Here is a 19,388-nt window from a genome sequence, read left to right as displayed (position 1 = left end):
ACCATGGAACCCCTTGCAATCATCTGGTTTGTCGCCATCGCCCTCCTGTGGACCGGGTACCTCCTGCTCGAGGGATTCGATCTGGGCGTGGGCATGCACATGATCTTCTCGACCCGCAGCGAACGCGACCGCCGCGTCATGCTCAACACCATCGGCCCCGTCTGGGACGGCAACGAGGTGTGGCTCATCACCGCCGTCGCTGCCCTCTTCGCCGCGTTCTCGCCCTGGTACGCCGCGCTACTGTCCGCCCTCTACGTGCCGCTGACCCTCGCGTTGCTCGGACTCATCGTGCGGGCCGTCGGTATCGAGTACCGGGGCAAGGTCGGCACAAGGGTCTGGGCGACGTTCTGGACGTACATGATCGGCCTCGGTTCCGCGGCCGTCGCGTTCTTCATCGGCGCGCTGCTCGCGCTCACCTCGATCGGACTGCCTATCGACGGCAACGGCGACCGCGTCGGCGGTCCCTTTGCCTGGCTCTCGTGGCCCGCCCTCGTCGGTGGCCTCGCCGTGGTGGGATTTGCCCTGGCCCACTCCGCCACGTTCCTGGCGCTCAAGGCCGACGGCCCAGTGCGGCGGCGCGCATCCGGTTTCGCCGTCCGGTGGGCTCCCCTCTGCCTGCTGCCGCTGCTCGTCTGGATTGCGATGGTGCAATTCGAGCACGGTGCCGGACCGGCGGGGTGGACGGTCGCCCTTCTCGCCGTGGTCTCCGGTGGCGTCGGATGGGCTCAGGCACGCGCGGGCCGGGAAGGGCTCGCGTTTACCGGCTATGCCGGCACCGGCCTGTTCGGGCTGGCCGCGATCTTCCTGGCCATGTTCCCGGTTCTGCTGCCGTCCACAATCGACAGTGCCTTCGACATCACGGTGCAGTCCGCGGCGCACAGTACGTATACCCTCGGCGTGTTGACCGCCATCACGGTCGTGGCGCTGCCCGTGATCCTCTGTTACCAGGCATGGAGCTACTGGGTATTCCGGCACCGCGTCACACCCGGGATGATCCCCGAGCCACACGTGGTTCTGCCGGCGATTCTGCGGGCCGAGACCGGCGGGCGCTAAGAGACTCGTTCCACCGATGTCGAGCGTGAGGGCGGTGTGACTCTCGGTCTGCCGGTCGAGGGGTTTTGGGCGTGCGGGATCGGCCGGTCGGGTCCGGCTCGTCCACTTGAGGTTCTCCGGTAGTGCGGGCGGGTTGGTGAGATCAGGGCGCGGCTGCTGAGGCTGGCAATAGCACTCGGTAGCGGGAACACTCCAGACCACGAGGTGGACAAGACAGTGATGGGGCCGCTGCACAAGCTCCTATAAGGTCCCACTCTATGGGGCACTATCACCGCTGATACCGTTCACCTTCTTTGCGCTGCGGTTTCCGCCTGGTGCGACCGGTCCGCAGTGCCAGTTTCACCTCACGTTTGAGGCCGCCCCGGGCTTGGAAGTACAGCGCTTGGTAGATCGTTTCGTGGCTCACCCGCATGCTTTCGTCGTCGGGGTGATCCCGGCGCAGACGATTGGAGACCTGTTCCGGGGACAGCTTTCGGAACAGACCTTCCTCGACCGCTGCCCTCAGGACCGCGTTCGTCACCAGTTTGGCCTGCTTGGGCCGTGACCTGGCCACGGCAGCAGCTCGATCGGCCTGGTACGGCAGATGCCGGCCGGTGCTGCTGTGCCGGCGGACCTCCCTCGAGACCGTGGAGACGTTTTTGCCGATTCGTGCCGCGATCGTGCGAAGCGAGTCCTTAACCACGAGACCGTCGGCGATGGCAACCCGGTGACGACAGCTTCACAGATCGCACTGGTCACCGGCCCTCGGATGCCCGGGGTGGTCAGCTCGTCTGCGAACCCGCGGGTTGCCGATCACCACAGTGACTTTGGACTTGGCCTTGATACGGGCAGCCCTTGACCTAGACCGACTGATCAACTCAAGACCGGATCCGAGCTGGGTCTGCTCGGCGTGGGGATCGTCGAGGGTGTCGGTGACGTACATTCCCAGGCCTGCCGGTGGGAGGCTGGCTCCAAGATCGGCGAGTAGGTCGGTGGCTCGTAGTTCGGCGACGGCGAATGGGCCCGTCTGGAGCTCGAATCCCACAATCCGCTCGGCGAGCTGGCTTACTGCCCCCGCAACGGCTCCCTGCCCGTCTCGCTCGGCCACTCGGGCCGCGACGTGCTCGATGATCGTGTGTAGGAATGTGCCCGTGCCCATCGCGGGGTCGGCCACGACCACATCCGGGTCTGCGAATCCTGCGGTTCTACCCAATCGTGTTTCGAGTACTTCTTCGGTGAGGCGGACCATTTGCTCGACCACTTCACGTGGTGTGTAGTACGAGCCGGATTTTTGCCGCAGCTGCGGGTCGTAGACGTCGAGGAAGGTTTCGTACAGGTGGAGATAGGTGTCGCGGCGGCCGGCGCGGACCTTCGGCCACTGCACGGCGTCGATGACACGCACCAGGAGGTCGATGGTGACCTTGAAGTCAGCTGCGACGTAGTCAGTCAGCAGCTGAAGCGCCCGGGCCATGAGGGAGTGCTGTCCCGCCAATTTCGTGCCCACTGCGTGCAGGCCGCCGGCATCGGCGAGTGTGATGCCTTCGGTTCGGGCAAGGAGGAGGGCAAACGTGACGGTCTGCGCGTAGCCGTCGGCGAAGGTCGCGTCGTCAGCGGTCGGAAATAGCAGGTGTCGCCAGTCCCTGGCGAGTCCATGGAATGGCTGATCTTCGCGTCGAGCTCCTGCCTTGATCTTGCGCTGCTCGGTGGCGAGCTGGTCCAAGACTTCACCGCGCAGAAGTCGAGTCAGCGGCGCGATAGCCCGAACAAGAGCGATCACGCTGGTGATGGGCGCTGGCTCCCACCGCAGGAAGTCGGTCAGGAACTGCTCGAACTCTGCGGGCGCGGAAAGCTCCGCTCCAGCCGTGCGGAGCGGCCCGCCGGCAAGGTGTATCGGATCTCCGACCGGCTCGCTATCTCGGTAGAGCCGCCATTCCGTGCCATTGGTGTAGATCAGGTTCGGCAGGTCCTTCTGCCTCGTCCACTGTCTGAGGTTGTGGCCTCGCATGGAGTCCGGGTCCAAGTTGGCACCAGGCTTCTTGACTTCGACGTACCCAGTGGTCGCACCGCCGACGCTGATCGCGTAGTCGGGACGAACTCCACGGTCGTCGTCGCGGACCTCGTCGTGTGGGACCACATCCAAGGAAAGGTGCTCGCCAGCGGCGGCGAGTAGCTGTTCGATCGGAGCCCGGATCGCTGCTTCTGCCTCACCCGGACCGGCCAACTTGGCTTTGCAACGCTGCCCGAACTCCGAAACAGCAGTAGTGAGCCAAGGCGATGACACGTGAGCAACCTTTCAGGATGCAAGCGGTGGGGTTGCTCCGATTGTCCTTCATTCCCCGTCGGGAAGTTCGTGGACGCACCGCTAGAGACTGCCTATTCTCGCGCAACGACTGGGCTTAGAGTATTCGCCGAGCCTGACAGTCGAAAATGCTATATTTCTCTTGTTGCGGATTCGTGCGCTCAAAAACCCGGTCACAGACCGGGTTTTCGTCATTTCGCCCGCCGCAACCTGCTGGCCATGACGCTGGCAGCCCGCGCCTAGGCGCAATTCAGGTCGCTGGCCAATACCTGGCCGCGGCACTCAGCCTGGCAATCGGCCAGGTGTGGCATCTCTCCACCATGAGGGGAGGTTGCGATATGCAGGTTCTCGACATCGTCGACAAGCTGGACCTCGCGGCCGTCCTGCTCCTTGGGGCCGGGCACTTTGTGCTCCGCCTCCTTCCCTTGATCTCGGATCGCGTTAACGCACGCGCCATCCGACTGATTGAGGCGAAGAAGAAGCAGGACGACTAGGAAAAATCGCACCTAACACTCTCGTAGGGAGAAGTCTGCCGTTCTAATGTTGTCGTCGTTTACATTGCGGCCAAGTCGAAGGCGTGCTGCCGGCGCGCGTCTAAGATGCCCCAGATGGGCTTCTCTGACCGCAAGGCGTCGATTGTCGCCGAGGCGTACCGCCGAACGAAGAGTCACGTCGCCTACCTCGACGAGTCCTATCAGGCGCCGGACCCGATAGAGCACCACCGCAAGACGTTCTACCTCTTCACCGCGGTTGTTGTTGCTCAAGATGACATGGACGAGTTGCGTGGAGGGCTTCTCGAGATTGCGGGCTCGCCGCACTGGCACACCACCGAGGCTCTGCTCACGGCAGGAGGGCGACGGGCCACTGAGGACATGCTCGGGTATCTCGCTGACGGGAAGGAGACCTGCGTGATTGCCCATCAGGTGTCCGTAGACCCTGTCGACCATGATGCAGAAGACGCTCGTCGCGCCTGCTATCGATCGTTAGCGGAAGAACTCGCCGCTGGCCGAGCCGGCAGTTGGAGCCCTATAGAGTTGCTCATCCTCGAAGAGCGCAACCAGAGCAACTTCCGGAATAAGGATGACAAGAACCACAAAGAACTGATCCGCGAAAATCGAGTCCCACGAAACACGCGACTCCTGCAGACCTCTCCAAGTGCCGAGCGGCTGCTGTGGCTTCCAGATCTCGTGTCATCCGCGTTCCGCCGAACCATCACTCACACAGACGGAACCGACGAGCTCTTCGAGATCGTGAAGCCTCAAGTGCATTTTCTTGAGGCCGGGGACTAGATGAGGTGTAAAAAAAGAGCAGCCCCTGGCTGCCGTAGCTACACCTAGGGGCCTGGCCGACTGTCGGGGCGTAAGCCCAGAGGGCCGACTCATTGCTCACCTGTATGTTATCCAAACTGCGGAGCATTGTCACGTCGTCGTTCGCACGCACTCCTGAGCCAGTTGCGTCCGGCGTTCACTACTGAGGAACTACCTCAGTTCCCGTGCGTCCGCCGGAGTCGCGCATCTGGCGGGACCTATCGGCGTTTGTGCGGAAAGTGTGAGCTTCCGGAGCACTCCACCGCCACCTGGCGCCGGAGACATCCGCCAGATAGCGGTTCGGTTCACATCGTCGGCACGTGAGGCTCCGCCTCGTCCCTTTTGGGTACACCCGTGCGGGACGGCCGAGAGGCCGCCATCGGCGCTGTGTCGCAGGGTGTGTTTTGCTATTTATGAAACGTCGTCCCGTTGGGTCTAGGGTGTATTGATACATCTGCTCGGCGAAAGGGTCTTCTGGTGGCTGATCGGATCGGGACATTGCTTGACCGTTCGGGTGACGGTGGCGAGGAGGTGCTCATCGTCAGCCGCGGGAAGATGCGGACTCGGTTCCGTCGCCGAGACGAGTTGGACTGGAGCCTTCGGGTGGAGTCAACGGACTCGGAGAACATCGTCGAGGAGAAGCCGAAGCCGGATCCGACGTCGGTTCGCCGGGCCTCGCGTCCGCGCGGGCAGAGGGTGGCGTATGTGCGGGTGTCGGCTGCGGATCAGAATGAGGCGCGTCAGCTCGAGGCGGTGGGGGAGTGCGACCGGGTCTACGTCGAGAAACAGTCCGCTCGCTCGCGTGCCGATCGCGTGAAGCTCGAAGAGTGCATTAGGTATCTCCGGGACGGTGACGAGCTGGTGGTCGCGTCAATGGACAGACTCGCTCGTTCCCTGGTCGATCTCAAGCAGATCGTTGGTGAGGTCACTGCCAAGGGCGCGAGTGTGGAGTTTGTCCATGAACGGGCTACCTACGCCGCCGGCGCCCAAGATCCTCGAGCCGATCTGATGCTCTCGCTGCTCGGGGCGTTCGCCGAGTTCGAGCGGGCCATCATTCGTGAACGTCAGGCCGAGGGCATTGCCATCGCTAAGGCGAAGGGCAAGTACAAGGGTCGTAAGCGAGTCCTGACCGCCGAGCAGGTCGACAAAGCCCGGGCCCGCATCGAGGCAGGGGAGGGGCCATCAGTGATCGCCCGCAATCTCGGAGTTGGCCGATCCACGCTCTACCGCGCACTACAGCGCGTTGAAGCGGGCGGGCGTGGACGCACCAGCCACTGGCCCCCGCCCTGAAGATGGTGGGTATCGCTAGCCACAGCGGCTCGACCGCCGAGATTCGGCACTCGGGAGGGACCGCGGTTCTTGCTGACCTTGCGCAGTTTCTCCAGGCACGAGTCAGTGCAGCCGGAAGCCGGACGGGCCACCTATCCGACGCTGTCCCGGTGTGCCGGTGCTGTGGAACTGGTCTTGTGGTCACGCGGAGCAGTGCCAGGGGCAAGGATCGCTAGCAAGACTGCGGCTGCGGCGGTGAGGATTGCCAACGTAAGTGTGGCCTGACTGCTGCCGTTGACAAATGCCTCTTTGGCGTAGTCGACCAATGGTTGCGCCATTGGTCCGGCTTGTGCGGCGATCTCTAGGGCGGCGGCCAGGGAGTCGGAGACCGGACCGCGGGCAGGTTCGGGTAACTGAGGCAGGGCGGGTTGGATGTGGCGGGTGTATCCGGCGGCCAGCACACTGCCGGCCACTGCGATCCCCATCGCAGCGCCGATCTCGCGGGCCGCATCGTTGACTGCGGCGGCGACCCCGTGTTTGCTCTCCGGAGTTTCGGCGATGATCGCGTAGGTCGCTGGGGCTGTGCATAGTCCGAGCCCTGCGCTCATGATCAACAGCGGCCATAGCAGGTCGAGGTAACGTGCGTCGACGGTCATCCGGCTGACCAGCATCAGGCCAACTGCGATGGTCACCAGACCGGCGACGGTCATCACTCGTAGTCCAAATCGCTGTGACAGTCGGGGGGCGATCACAGAGATCACGATCAGGGGGACCGTCATCGGCACCAATCCCAACGCCGAGGCCAGCGGTCCGTATCCCAGGATCAGTTGCAGGTACTGCACCAGGAGTAGGAATACCCCGAAAGTGACCAAGAATTGGATGGCCACCGACAACGAGCCGGCGCTGAAGCCGCGCTTGGCGAACAACCGAACATCCAACAAGGGGGCCGAGGATCGCAGCTCAATCAGGATAAAAAAGGCTGTCGCCAACATGCCGGCCCCGGCGCTGGCGAGAACGATCGGGTCGGCCCAGCCCCGCGCGGGAAACTCGATCGTGGCGAATACGATTCCCGCAACCGCGACTGCAGCTGCCGCCGCGCCCACCCAGTCCACGGGAGGGTGATCATGCTGGCTGGACTCAGCGATCGTGCATGCCAGCGCGGCCAGTAGGGCTCCCGCTGCGGTCAGTCCGACAAATACCGACACCCACGACCAGCGCTCAAGCAGCACCCCGGCGCCGAGGATGCCTAACACTGCTCCGGAGCCGGCGACTCCAGCCCACACACCTACTGCTCGGCCGCGATGAACGGCGGCGAAACCAGCAGTCAGAATCGATAGCGTCGAGGGCATTACCAGTGCAGCGCCCGCCCCGGCAATCGCTCGCGCAGCGATCAACCAGGCCGGGTCAGACAGCAGCAGGGGAAGTGCGGATGCCATGGTGAATATCGCCAGGCCTATTACGAGAACTGCGCGTCTGCCATAGCGGTCACCGATCGCTCCAGCGGGCAGGACCAGGCACGCCAGTACCAGCGTGTAGCCGTCGACGATCCAGGTCAGCTGGGCTTGCGTCGCTCCAGTCTCTACCGCAATCTCCGGTAATGCCGAATACAGCGCGGCCATGGCCGCGACCACCAACGCCACGGCTAGGCACGACACCGTGAGCATCCACCATTCGGCTCGGGTCCACCGGGATGACTCGGTGATGGTCTGTTGGGGTGAGTGCATCGCCGGCCCCTTGCTGTGAGATGATCGGTCTTGGTCTGAGACAAGTAGTATCACAGTATCCGGCTGGCTGGACAGGTTAGCTTGGACGAGAAGTGACCGTCGGCCGAAGGGGAGAGCGTGAACGACTGGAGTGCTGACCGGCCCGCTACGGACGACGATCAGCTCGATCCGCGACTGCTGCGCTCACGAAAACGATTGCTCGACGCTGCCACGCATCTCCTGAGCACTGGTGGTGTAGAGGCGGTTACCGTCGAGGCGGTCACTCGAATGTCAAAGGTTGCGCGGGCCACGCTCTATCGGCATTTCGGCGGGACCGCCCAGTTGCTTGCGGCGACCTTCGAGCGGCTGTTGCCTCGCGTCGAGGTCTCTGCCGACAGTGGGTCGGTACGAGACCAACTCATCGCGCTTCTCACGGCCCAAGCCGACCTGATTGACCAGGCGCCGCTGAACATTACGACTCTGGCTTGGCTGTCAATCGGATCAGTCGGCGGCGATCCTGCCGATTCGGCCGCGATCACCTCACTGCGCAGTCGAGTCATCGAGGAGTACCGGCAGCCCTTTGACCGCATCCTCACACAGCCTGACGTACAGGCACAGCTCGGCAACATCGACACCACCTTCGCGATCGTTCAACTCCTGGGCCCCGTCGTGTTCGCTCGCCTTACTGGGCTCTGCACGGTCGACCACGACGGATGCGTGCAACTTGTTGATGATTTTCTTGCTGCCCGCAAGCAGGGAGACAAACCCATCCCGGCCGAGTTCGGCCACGATCTGAACCGCCCAGGCGCCGTCGGCGGACCTTGCTGAATCAAGGCGGTCCTTGTTGTTCGATAGGTGGGACCGCTCGCCGCCGAGGTCGCCGACTCGGAGGTGGCCTCCCGCGGCGGTGAGTTTGGCCTAAGTCCTCGAGTTTCTCTGTGACTGCAAAAAGTGTTCAACCTCGACCGCGATGAACAGGGCAGTGGCAGTAATAACAGTCCGGCCCTCTGCATCCTCCATCGTGGACCTAAGGTCCAATTTCCGGCCATCGCGAGACCGAACTGCACGCGCAGGATGTACGGGGTGTCGAGTAATGCTGGCGCAAGATAGTCGAGCGCGAGACGGCGCGTCACGGCGAGCTCGCCGACCGAATACAGCAAGAAGCCGAATAGGTCGTCAATCACGGTCGCTACCGCGCCGCCGTGTGCAATGCCGGGTGCCCCAACGTGACGCTGGTCGAACTGGTGGTGTGCGACGACGCCGTCTCCGTCACGCCGTACCGAGAGGAAATGTCCATTCGGGTTCTCTGGTCCAGTCGCGCCCACCACGCCTACTGATCAAGTGCCGGGTTGCGAGGTGTCGAGTTCCCGGCTGTGGCCCGGCCAAGACGCCATGGCGCACGGCTTCCTTTACGCCGACCCTGGGAGTGGGGGCGGGTTTGGGTTCCGGCTGATTTTTATGTGCTTCGCAGAATTTGCGAATGTGTCGCAGGAAATGCGAATCCTGATGAAGGACCGCAGGTCAGAGCAGTAGTTCGCATACTGTCTGCGGCCCGGGTTCGCCATGTCGGACAGACCTCGGATCATCTGCGCGATGCGCACCTGCTCGCAGGTCAGGCGCAGCCCGAGTTCGAACGAGCTGCGAGCCATTCGGGGAGGTGTCGAGTTCGCACAATCGACACCTCGACACCTTTTACTTGTCATAACGTCTGGTTCTCGGCGCTGCTCGAGAGCCCGTCGGGGGCCGCTTGTTGGAGGGCATCATCGCCGGCCCGGGGCGAGTTGGCGGGAGAGCGCACCGGATTCGTGTGTCGCACGTGGTCGTACTTCGTGCGACTTGCTGGTGCGACACGTCTGCGCAACGCTCCGACAGGGGGAAGCATTGATCGGAGCGTGCCCAAGTGTGTCGCAGTGGAGGATCGTCAGATGAGATTGGGTGGGCGGGGTTCGAGAGTGATCTCGTTCCTGACGGGTGATGAAGATATCTGGATGAGAGTGGCAAGGGTCGGCACCTTCGGCGTGATTGAAGTGGCGACTGCATAGTTTCTCCCTGCCCAGTGCGGCGGCATGCCGCCCCGGACGCGAACAACGCCATATGGTGATAATATCGCCATATGGCGATTCTGATGAACTCTGATGCGTCGACCAACGAATCTCTCCAGCTAGAAGATCGCAGTGTGTACGCGGCACTGTTCCATGCCCTGGCGGAGCCGACCCGGTTGGCGATACTCGAACATCTAGTTAGTGGCGAACACCGGGTGAGGGATTTGGTCGACCATATGCACTTGGCGCAGTCCACGGTGAGTAAGCATCTTGCCTGCCTTCGGGACTGCGGACTTGTGACGCTCCGGACCGAAGGTAGAGCGTCCTGGTTCGCGTTGGCCGATCCAACTCGGTTGGAGGCCCTGGTCGAGTCCGCGGCGGTGCTGCTGAGTGCATCGGGTGTCTCGCTTTCGCTGCGTGAGCACCGCGATCGCCATGATCGCGACGAGCTGAGCGGCCTGGAACTGACATGAGTGTGCCCCGATCGCTGCAGTCATTCACCAGTGGAGAAGAGGTTGAGCCCATCATGAGTGCTGGACACAGTCACGGACCGAGTGCCGACGAAGCCGCGACGGCACCGGATTTTCGCCGAAAGCTCGGCATCGCCTTCGCGCTCGTATTCTCCATCGTCCTCGCCCAGGGCGTCGGCGCCTGGATCACCGGCAGCCTCGCACTGCTCGTCGACGTCGTCCACTCGTTGACCGATTCCATCGGGTTGCTCGTCGCACTCGTCGCGGCGATCCTGATGGTTCGTCCCTCCGACAAGCGGCGAACCTGGGGTTTTCGCCGCATCGAAGTGCTAGCGGCCCTCGGCCAGGCGCTGCTGCTGGCCGGCGTCAGCGTCTACGCCCTGGTCGAAGCTGTCCAGCGTTGGTCCAATCCGCCAGAGGTCGCGGGCGCAGAGCTGCTGATCTTCGGTGTCGTCGCGTTGGCCCTCAATGTCGCCGCCGCGCTCGTGCTCGCGTCGAGCCGCGGTGCGAACTTCAACATGCGTGCCGCGTTCCTGGAGGTTCTCATGGATGCGCTGGGAACGCTGGCGGTGATCGTCTCAGCCGTGCTCATCATGACCACTGGGTTCCAGCGTGCCGATACTATCGCTGCTGTCGCGATCGCACTGATGATCATTCCCCGGGCGGTCCTGCTGATCCGGGAGACCACCCACGTCCTGATGGAGTTCACGCCTGCCGGTCTTGACCTCGACCAGGTCCGAGCCCACATCCTTGCGATCGACCATGTACGGGAGGTCCACGACCTCCACGCTTCGACCGTCGCGACCGGGCTTCCCACGCTGTCCGCCCATATCGTCCTTGACGATGAGTGCTTCGAGGACGGTCATGCCCCGCAAATCCTCGAGACAGTGCGTCATTGTGTCGCCGAGCATTTCCATATCGAGCACGCCACCTTCCAGCTCGAGACCGGGTTCCACCGAGATCATGAGCCCCCGGACATACGGCACCCTTGAATCCACGACCCGTGGTCTTGCCGCAATTTCAGGGGAATTGGCGGCAATGAGGCGCGAGAAGTTCGACTCCCAGGCTGTCGCCATCGAAGTGGTCAGCGGAGTGGCGCCGTGTACTTCTCGTCGGGCGGGCTCATTGACCGCGAGAGCGACCTCCGCCAAGGCCAGCGACCGCGCCAAGTGCGGAGCTAGTGGTCCCACCCACTTGTCGCACGGTTTCGTCAAGTACTCGGTGCCGGTCGTCACGACTGCTTCGAGCGAGGGCGGAACCTCCCCTCAAGACTTATGACCGAAGTGCGGACGGGTTCTTGAGGTAGCGGTGGGTCCGCTCAGGTCTGCGCACCGCTTGCCGTCGCCAACTTCCGGGACCTCAATGAAGCTGCTGGTGCGCGCCCGTCTAGTCTGTTACAAAATCAGCGCTCTACCAGGTGTGCCCCGGATTCACATCAGGGGCGCGACCACGTCACATGCACTGTCTGCACCTGGTCGGCGCACCGCGATCCGCAGATGGACCTCATGTCAGAGCTCAGAACAACTGCTGCCTGCTCATCGTTGGGTGCAGTCATCGCGTTCCTCCGGAACTCCTGGCGCACTCTCACCGCGATGCGCACGGCGCTCATCCTGCTTTTCCTCCTCGCAGTGGCCGCCATCCCCGGCGCGCTTCTGCCGCAGCGCAGCCTCAACGAGGGCAACGTCAATGAGTACATTGCCGAGAACGGCTGGCTGGGCGAGGCCTACGACAAGCTCCAGCTGTTCGATGTGTTCTCCAGCTGGTGGTTCACGGCCGTCTACGTGCTGCTGTTCATCTCGCTCGTCGGCTGCCTGACTCCGCGCTGCTTTGAGCTGCTTAAGCAGCTACGCACGGCGCCGCCGCTCACCCCCCGCAACCTCGGTCGACTGCCGCACCACGCGGCCTACCGCACCACCGCAACGCCGGAGCAGGCGGCGGATCAGGTGCAGAAGTCCCTGCGGGGCTGGCGGGTACGCCGCAATAACGGCGACGGTCGGGTGGCCGGCACCATCGAGATCTCATCCGAGCGCGGTTACGTGCGCGAGGTCGGCAACATCGTCTTCCACTTCGCACTGCTCGCACTGCTGATCATGTTCGCGGCCGGCAAGTTCGTGTACGCCGAGGGCATGCGCGTGATCGTGGCCAACGAGGAATCGCCCGCGTTCTGCAACACCACCCCCAGCGCCTACGACTCGTTCCGCGCAGGGATCCTGGTCGACGGCACGGACCTCGAGCAGTTCTGCATCAAGATCGAGGACTTCCGCGCCGACTATCTGGAGAACGGCCAGGCCGAGATGTTCACCTCCAACGCGCGCTACACGGACGAGATCGCAACGACCGACCCCGACACGTGGGAGCCCTACGAGATGCGGGTCAACCACCCGCTGCGTGTCGGTTCCACCCGCGTGTACTTGCAGGGACACGGTTTCGCGCCCACGTTCACCGTGACGTTCCCGAACGGTGAGACCCGCACGGGCACCCAGCACTGGACGCCGACGGAGCTGCAGACGTTCCTGTCCTCGGGGATCATGCGATTCGACCCGCCGGCAGGTCTGTACCCCGATCTGGCGGAGCGGCGCACGCAGCAGATCGCCATCCAGGGGCTGTTCGCGCCGACGGCACAGTTCGACGGCACCATCCTGAGCTCGCGGTTCCCGCGCATGGACGATCCGGCGGTGGCGATCGACGTCTACCGCGGCGACGCCGGACTGGACACGGGCCGCCCGCAGTCGATCTTCTCGCTGGAGCCGGACCTCATCGAATCCGGGGTGCTCAACCGCGAGGCCCGAGTCAACCTGTTCCCCGGCGAATCCACGACGCTGGCCGACGGTACCGAGGTCCGGTTCGACGGCGCCGAGGAGTTCATCAACATCCAGATCTCGGAGGATCCCACCCAGATCTGGGTGGGAGTGTTCGCGGCGGTCATGATGGGCGGCCTGGTGCTCAGCCTGATGGTGCGCCGCCGACGGATCTGGGCGCGGGTGAGTGTCGACGACGACGGCGTGACCCGCGTCGACCTGGGTGGCCTGGCCCGGACGGACCGTTCGGGCTGGGGCAGTGAGTTCGATAGTCTTCGCGACCGGCTCGTCGCCGAGGTGACTGTCACACCCGTCTTGCCCGAAACCGCTGACACGGACGACACTGCATCTAGTCGCGGCACACACCCCGACGGTCCGCGGAAGGACGACACCCGGTGAACACCTTGATTCTCGCGCAGGCGCTGCCTGTCAACGAGACGCTCTCCAACTACAGCGACTTGGCATTCCGAACGGCGTTCGGGCTGTATGCGCTGGCACTGCTCGCGTCGATGATCTACTACGCGGGATTCCGCGTAGCCAAGGTGGCCGAGTCGAGCCGCGAGCTGGCCGGGGCCGGTGGACCCGGCCTGACGGAGTCGGTCTCGCTCACCGACAACGGCGACGAGGACCGCTCGTCGGCGGGCAGTCTGCGGTGGGCGCGGATCGCGCAGCTGTTCGTCATCATCGCGTGGTTGTTCCAAGCGGCATCGTTGATACTGCGCGGGGTGGCTACCAGCCGTTTCCCGTGGGGCAACATGTACGAGTTCATCCTGGCCACCACGCTGCTGGGCGTCGGTGCCGGACTGATCTTCCTGCGCAAGCCCGCGATGGCGGTGGCCTGGCCGTACGTACTGGTGCCGGTGCTGGCACTGCTGTTCTTCGGCGGCACGCACCTGTACTCCGAGGCCGCCCCGGTCGTGCCGGCGCTCCGTTCGTACTGGTTGCCGATTCACGTCTCGATCATCTCGCTGGGTTCGGGCATCCTGCTCATCGCGGGTGTCGCGTCGATCATGTACCTCATCCGTGTGTGGCAGCCGCAGGGCCGGGAGAAGGGCTGGGGCGCCAGGATCGCGCGGCCTCTTCCCGCTGCTGAGACCCTCGACCGGCTGGCCTACCGCACCACGGTCATCGCGTTCCCGATCTTCGGTGTGGGCATCCTGCTTGGCGCCGTCTGGGCCGAGAGCGCCTGGGGCCGGTTCTGGGGCTGGGATCCCAAGGAGACGGCGTCTTTCGTGTCATGGGTTCTCTACGCCGGTTACCTGCACGCGCGCGCAACCTCGGGCTGGGGTCCCAAGAAGGCGGCGTGGATCAACCTCGCCGGCTTCGCGGTGCTGCTTTTCAACCTGTTCTTCATCAACATTGTGATCTCAGGCCTGCACTCGTACGCGGGCCTGAACTGACGTGCGCTGTCCGTCCCCAGACGCCACTGCCTCCTCACACCACACGCGAGAACTCGCAGCAGGCGCTCACGTTGCCATGCGGAGTTCGGTAGCGAGTACCTGAGCGGTGCGCGCGTTTAGCATCAGTTCGGGAGCTCGGGCCCCTTGTTGTTATGGGAATGACCCGCCTTATACCCGGCGGTCACCGGATTCGTCCGCCAGGGGAGGGACAGTGACCATCACATCGATCTGGGCGACGTTGAGCACTCCGGCTGCCCGAGTTCGGTGAGCATCGATCGGGTCAGTATGGTCAGCCGAGGTGGGGGTCTTCGAAGCGGAGAGATGTTGGCATGGCGAGAGTTTCCATAAGGCGTAGAGCAGTGCGGGATCGTCGAAGCCGCCCTGCCCGCAGGTCCATCGGAGCAGTCGCCGCGGTCATGGCCGGCATGCTGGCGCTGACAGGCTGCGCGACCGGCACTGATGCCGTCGCTACCGGTGAGACGTTCAATTTCGTCAGTCCAGACGGAAAGCTGCAGATTTTCTATGACCCTCCCGAGGAGCGTGAGAAGATTGCTCCGATGTCTGGGCCAAACGTGCTCGACCCCGAGGTGAACGTGGCCGTCGCTGACTATCCCGGCGAGGTGGTACTGATCAACCTGTGGGGCCAGTGGTGTGGGCCGTGCCGAGCCGAGATCGACGATCTGCAGCGACTGCAGGAGAAATACGAACCCCGAGGGTTCACCAATATCGGCGTCAATCTACGTGATCCGAATCGGGACAAGCCGGTTGACTTCATCAAGGACAACGGCGTCACGTATCCCTCGATCTGGGATCCGTCCCAGGCCGCTGTGGCGGCACTCCACGGTTTTCCCACGTCGGTGGTGCCGGCGACACTGATTCTCGACAAGCAACATCGGGTGGCTGCGGTGTTTCTGGCGGAGGTCACCGACTATCAGTTGGAGCCGCTCATTGAAATGCTCCTCGCGGAGCCGACCGGGAGCGAAGCTTGACGACTACGGTGTTGCTCGCGCAATCCATCGGCGAAACCTTTCAGCAAACAGCGGCCTCCGGCCCACTTTTGCTCGCGCTAGGTGCCTGCCTTCTTGCGGGGCTCGTGTCGTTCGCCTCACCCTGCGTGGTTCCGCTCGTGCCCGGCTACTTGGCCTATCTCGCAAGCGTCGTCGGCGCAGAGCGCCCGGCGGCCACAGTGCAAGCGGCAGAACAACGTCGCGCCGAATCGGGCACGCTCACTCTCGAGGAGAAGCAGCAACAGGTTTCCTCTCGGCGGCGAGTTGTTCTCGCCGCGATCCTGTTCGTCGCAGGCTTCACAGTGGTGTTCGTGTTGCTATCGGCGATGGTGCTGGGCGCTGTGCAGTATCTCGCCCCCCAACAGGAACTATTGCAGCGGCTCGGCGGGGTGGTCACGATCCTGATGGGGCTGGTGTTCATCGGGGTCGTACCCGTGCTTCAGCGGGACACCCGTATGCAGCCGAAAGCGCTGTCGACCTGGGCGGGCGCACCATTGCTCGGCGCAGTGTTCGCCTTGGGTTGGACCCCGTGCCTCGGCCCTACGCTGGCAGCGGCGTTGTCGGTGGCCGCCGGGACCGGAATCGATGCGGCACGCGGGGTGCTCCTTATCGTGGCGTACTGCCTGGGCCTGGGACTGCCCTTCATTGTGGTGGCGTTCGGGTCGACGAGGGCCATTCGTACGGTGGGGTGGCTGCAACGGCACACCCGGAAGATCCAGATCATTGGCGGCGTCATGCTCATCATCGTGGGCTTGCTGCTGCTCAGTGGTATCTGGACTCAGTTCGTGTACTGGCTCCGCGACTTTGCCATCTCGGATACCACGCTGCCGATCTGAGCCAGAGGCGTGTGCTTAGCGGCCCGGGGGAATCCTACGAGCAGGTGCGCCGCAGGCCTCTCTAGTGACGGGGAACGCTGGCTGGCCGGCGAGCTCGGAGAGCGGCCTTGCCCTGTGAGGTGAGAGCTGCGAGGGGAGCGGTGGCCGATTGGTCATTGTTCACTGTATGGTCAGTGCATGCTGACTATTGCTTCCCGTCTCGATGTGATGAATCGGTTGGGCCGCGCCATGGCGGACTCGACCAGATCGCGAATACTTCTTACCCTTCTCAGCGGGCCGGGTTATCCCGCTGAACTAGCCCGAGATCTTGGTCTGACCCGGACGAATGTCTCCAATCATTTGTCTTGCTTGCGGGGCTGCGGAATCATCGTCGCCGAGCACGAGGGGCGCCGCACCCGTTACGAGATCGCTGATGCCCACCTCGCGCACGCGCTCAATGGCTTGGTGGAAACCACACTCGCCGTCGATGGCAACGCAGCGTGTCTCGACCCGCAATGCGGCGTGCCCGGCTGCTGCAACAACCAGGATGGGCACAGCTGATGGATGCCTGCTGTTCCCCCACGTCCTCGCCGAAGGCCGCCGACCACCACGATCCCGGCCAGTGGTGGCAAGACTCGGCCATCCTCATCCCGGCGGCATCCGGTCTGGCCCTACTGATCGGCCTGGCGCTGGAATGGCTGACTCCAGTCTCAGGCCCGCTCGTCACCGCGGTGTTCTGGGCGTCCCTGCTTCTCGGTGCCTCCCAGTTCGTGCTCTCATCCCTTCGGGGCCTTGTCACATCGGGGCGTCTGAGTATTGGACTGCTGATGACGATCAGCGCGATCGGTGCAGTCCTGCTCGGCTTTATCGAAGAAGCCGCCGCCCTGGCCTTCCTCTACTCGATCGCCGAGGCGCTGGAACACCGGGCGATGACCAAGGCGCAATCGGGCCTGCGTGCTTTGCTGGCATTGATCCCCTCGACCGCAACCATCATCACCGCTGGCGGCGGAACCCGGTCCGTCCCGGTGGAGGATCTCCTTCCCGGTGACGTGTTGCGCCTGGTCGCCGGTGAGCGACTGGCCACAGACGGCACCGTCCGAGCCGGTCGCAGCAGTCTGGACGTCTCGGCGATCACCGGAGAATCCATCCCAGTTGAGGTCGGCCCTGGCGATCAGGTGAGGGCTGGGTCTATCAATATTTCCGGTTCCTTGGAGGTCGAGGCTACTGCCGCTGGAACCGATAACTCACTGACCACTGTCGTTGCACTCGTTGAGCAGGCGCAGCATGACAAGGGGGAGCGGGCACGTATCGCAGATCGCTTGGCTCGTCCGCTGGTGCCCGGCGTACTCATCTTGGCCGTCCTGGTGGCCGTCATCGGCTCTGTGCTCGGTGACCCCGGCGTGTGGATCGAGCGAGCCCTGGTCGTCCTAGTCGCGGCCTCACCGTGCGCGTTGGGCATTTCGGTGCCGGTCACGGTGGTCTCGGCGATCGGGGCTGCCAGCAAGTTCGGTGTCGTCATCAAATCTGGTGCCGCGTTCGAACGCCTCGGAGGTATCCGCCATGTGGCCCTGGACAAGACAGGCACCCTGACCAGGAACCGGCCCACCGTCACGAGCGTGCTCGTTGTCGGCGACGCCAGCAACGCAGAGATCCTTGGCTGGGCTGCATCACTGGAGGGGCACAGCACTCACCCGCTGGCTTCGGCGATCACCGCCGCCGCCCCGCACGCCCCAGTGGCCCGGCAGGTATCGGAAGTTGCGGGCCAGGGCATCACCGGCGTGATTGGTGACGACCGAATCGCGGTCGGCAGCCCCCGTTGGTTGACCCCCGGACCACTGGCTTCCCAGGTCGAGAATCTGGAGAGTCGGGGCGAAACCGTCGTCATCGTCCACCAAAACGGCCAGCCAGTCGGCGCCATCGGTGTGCGCGACGAATTACGACCAGAGGCCTTCTCCGTCGTTGAGTCCCTGACCGCCAAGGGGTTCGGCGTCACCATGCTCACCGGAGATAATGCTCGCACCGCTAAGGCGTTGGCCGATGAGGCTGGCATCACGGATGTCCGGGCGCAGCTACGTCCGGCCGACAAAGCCGCGGCCGTGATCGCACTGCGCGATCGCGGTCCGGTGGCGATGATCGGGGACGGCATCAACGATGCTCCCGCTTTGGCTTCGGCCGATATCGGTATCGCCATGGGGGCCACGGGTTCTGACGCTGCGGTGGAGTCCGCGGACATCGCTTTCACCGGTGATGATCTGAGCCTGATCCCCCGGGCCCTGCAGCACGCCCGCAGAGGGCGGGCGATCATCATGCAGAACATCGTCCTGTCGCTGGCGATCATCATCGTCTTGCTCCCGCTGGCGATCACCGGTGTGCTGGGGCTGGCTGTGGTCGTCCTGGTCCACGAGGTGGCCGAGGTCATCGTTATCGCCAACGGTCTCCGGGCTGCCCGTACCGGGGTTACCGCGTCCCAGGCCCCCGCTGGCACACTGTCTACGTCGATGCCGTCCACTACTGCTGCCCATACCTGACCGCGCAATCTGCGTCGCCACAAGTCGGTCGCGAGCCTCTGGTACGCCTACAGCAAGCCCAAGAGTTCTGCGTAAGACGGTGTCCGGTCGTCTGGTCGCATAGCCTCTGAAAGTAGAGAAGTCACGTGAGTAGAAACCTGGCACTGTCCTTGGCCCTGATCGGCATTGTTGGGCTCGTCCTGGCCGGCATGCTGGTCTTGAACAGTCAAGACGACTCGTCCCCTGAGGCAGTCGGGGACGAGCCGACCGCGCAACTAATGCGTGAGGACAGCCCCCGATTGTCCGAGGGCGAGGAAGCAGTGTTCGTCGAGTACCTCGATTTTGAATGTGAAGGGTGCTTGGCGCTGTACCCAGTGATCGAGGACCTCCGGGAGAAGTACGGGGACCGGGTTGCCTTCGTGGTGCGTTACATGCCGTTGCACGACAACTCGGTCAATGCAGCACTAGCGGCCGAAGCTGCGGCCGAACAGGGTGAGTTCGAGGCCATGTATCGGCGACTGTTCGACTCCGTTGACCAGTGGGGCCACCAATCCACCTCCCAGGCGGACACTTTCGTCGGCTACGCCGATGAACTGGGATTAGATACCGACCAATTCCGCGCAGATGTCAACGACCCGGCCACCTTGGCCAGGGTCGAACAGAGCAGACAAGACGCGCAAGCCTTCGGAGTAACCGGCACGCCGACGCTGTTTCTGGATGGCCAACGCCTCGAGCCGAC

Annotated in this window: 16 protein-coding genes and 2 pseudogenes; 14 read left to right on the top strand and 4 right to left on the bottom strand. The window is 63.7% G+C overall.

The window, feature by feature from the left end:
- Positions 1-3: 3 nt before the first annotated feature.
- Positions 4-1,053: a cytochrome d ubiquinol oxidase subunit II gene (gene cydB / locus K3888_RS16955; protein WP_096907666.1), complete on the top strand. Its 1,050-nt coding sequence runs from the start codon at positions 4-6 to the stop codon at positions 1,051-1,053.
- Positions 1,054-1,324: 271 nt separating this feature from the next.
- Here the strand turns inward: cydB and K3888_RS16950 are convergent.
- Together K3888_RS16950 and K3888_RS17955 are read right to left on the bottom strand one after the other, a co-directional pair.
- Positions 1,325-1,771 (bottom strand): annotated as a pseudogene (locus tag K3888_RS16950) (transposase); the annotation flags it as partial.
- Entirely contained in the window at positions 1,772-3,313 is a 1,542-nt protein-coding gene (locus K3888_RS17955; RefSeq protein ID WP_230931460.1) for an N-6 DNA methylase, read from the bottom strand.
- Positions 3,314-3,669: 356 nt separating this feature from the next.
- Between K3888_RS17955 and K3888_RS16940 the strand changes: the two genes are divergently transcribed.
- The 3 genes from K3888_RS16940 to K3888_RS16930 all read left to right on the top strand — a co-directional run bounded on the left by K3888_RS16940 (position 3,670) and on the right by K3888_RS16930 (position 5,928).
- Positions 3,670-3,825: a hypothetical protein gene (locus K3888_RS16940; RefSeq protein ID WP_159981229.1), complete on the top strand. Its 156-nt coding sequence runs from the start codon at positions 3,670-3,672 to the stop codon at positions 3,823-3,825.
- Positions 3,826-3,939: 114 nt separating this feature from the next.
- Positions 3,940-4,620, top strand: a complete 681-nt coding sequence (locus K3888_RS16935; protein ID WP_230931459.1) for a hypothetical protein — start codon at positions 3,940-3,942, stop codon at positions 4,618-4,620.
- A 495-nt stretch (positions 4,621-5,115) separates the two neighbouring features.
- Positions 5,116-5,928 (top strand): recombinase family protein, encoded by an 813-nt coding sequence (locus tag K3888_RS16930; protein ID WP_230931458.1) that lies wholly within the window; start codon positions 5,116-5,118, stop codon positions 5,926-5,928.
- Between the two features lie 131 nt (positions 5,929-6,059).
- Here the strand turns inward: K3888_RS16930 and K3888_RS16925 are convergent, their stop codons facing one another.
- Positions 6,060-7,631 carry an MFS transporter gene (locus K3888_RS16925; RefSeq protein WP_204719063.1) on the bottom strand — a complete coding sequence of 524 codons (1,572 nt, stop codon included), beginning with the start codon at positions 7,629-7,631 and terminating at the stop codon, positions 6,060-6,062.
- 117 nt (positions 7,632-7,748) lie between these two features.
- Here K3888_RS16925 and K3888_RS16920 point away from each other — a divergent pair, with 117 nt between their 5' ends.
- Positions 7,749-8,438, top strand: coding sequence for a TetR/AcrR family transcriptional regulator (locus K3888_RS16920; RefSeq protein WP_204719062.1), 690 nt, complete (start codon positions 7,749-7,751; stop codon positions 8,436-8,438).
- Between the two features lie 90 nt (positions 8,439-8,528).
- Here K3888_RS16920 and K3888_RS16915 read toward each other — a convergent pair.
- Positions 8,529-8,923, bottom strand: a pseudogene (locus K3888_RS16915) (PaaI family thioesterase); the annotation flags it as partial.
- 800 nt (positions 8,924-9,723) lie between these two features.
- On the opposite strand from K3888_RS16915, the gene K3888_RS16910 reads away from it, so the two are divergent.
- The 9 genes from K3888_RS16910 to K3888_RS16870 all read left to right on the top strand — a co-directional run.
- Positions 9,724-10,125 carry an ArsR/SmtB family transcription factor gene (locus K3888_RS16910; RefSeq protein WP_230931457.1) on the top strand — a complete coding sequence of 134 codons (402 nt, stop codon included), beginning with the start codon at positions 9,724-9,726 and terminating at the stop codon, positions 10,123-10,125.
- Positions 10,126-10,178: 53 nt separating this feature from the next.
- On the top strand, positions 10,179-11,114 hold the full coding sequence (locus K3888_RS16905) for a cation diffusion facilitator family transporter (protein ID WP_230931456.1): 936 nt from the start codon (positions 10,179-10,181) through the stop codon (positions 11,112-11,114).
- Between the two features lie 513 nt (positions 11,115-11,627).
- On the top strand, positions 11,628-13,319 hold the full coding sequence (resB, locus tag K3888_RS16900; RefSeq protein WP_230931455.1) for a cytochrome c biogenesis protein ResB: 1,692 nt from the start codon (positions 11,628-11,630) through the stop codon (positions 13,317-13,319).
- Positions 13,316-14,320 carry a c-type cytochrome biogenesis protein CcsB gene (ccsB, locus tag K3888_RS16895; protein WP_230931454.1) on the top strand — a complete coding sequence of 335 codons (1,005 nt, stop codon included), beginning with the start codon at positions 13,316-13,318 and terminating at the stop codon, positions 14,318-14,320. The genes resB and ccsB overlap by 4 nt, the downstream gene beginning before the upstream one ends.
- A 416-nt stretch (positions 14,321-14,736) precedes the next feature.
- Positions 14,737-15,309 (top strand): TlpA disulfide reductase family protein, encoded by a 573-nt coding sequence (locus K3888_RS16890; RefSeq protein ID WP_230931453.1) that lies wholly within the window; start codon positions 14,737-14,739, stop codon positions 15,307-15,309.
- Positions 15,306-16,163, top strand: a complete 858-nt coding sequence (locus K3888_RS16885; RefSeq protein WP_308282014.1) for a cytochrome c biogenesis CcdA family protein — start codon at positions 15,306-15,308, stop codon at positions 16,161-16,163. Before K3888_RS16890 ends, K3888_RS16885 begins: the two co-directional genes overlap by 4 nt.
- A 177-nt stretch (positions 16,164-16,340) precedes the next feature.
- Positions 16,341-16,703: a Cd(II)/Pb(II)-sensing metalloregulatory transcriptional regulator CmtR gene (gene cmtR, locus K3888_RS16880; RefSeq protein WP_230931452.1), complete on the top strand. Its 363-nt coding sequence runs from the start codon at positions 16,341-16,343 to the stop codon at positions 16,701-16,703.
- Positions 16,703-18,670: a heavy metal translocating P-type ATPase gene (locus K3888_RS16875; RefSeq protein WP_230931451.1), complete on the top strand. Its 1,968-nt coding sequence runs from the start codon at positions 16,703-16,705 to the stop codon at positions 18,668-18,670. Before cmtR ends, K3888_RS16875 begins: the two co-directional genes overlap by 1 nt.
- 125 nt (positions 18,671-18,795) lie before the next feature.
- A partial coding sequence (locus K3888_RS16870) for a DsbA family protein (RefSeq protein WP_230931450.1) occupies positions 18,796-19,388 on the top strand: 593 nt, incomplete at its 3' end.

Origin of the sequence: Dietzia aurantiaca (genome assembly GCF_021033825.1) — a bacterium.
In the GTDB taxonomy this organism is placed as follows: Bacteria; Actinomycetota; Actinomycetes; order Mycobacteriales; family Mycobacteriaceae; genus Dietzia; species Dietzia aurantiaca.
Note: the sequence above shows the minus strand (reverse complement) of the source record. Positions and strands in the feature narration are given on the sequence as shown.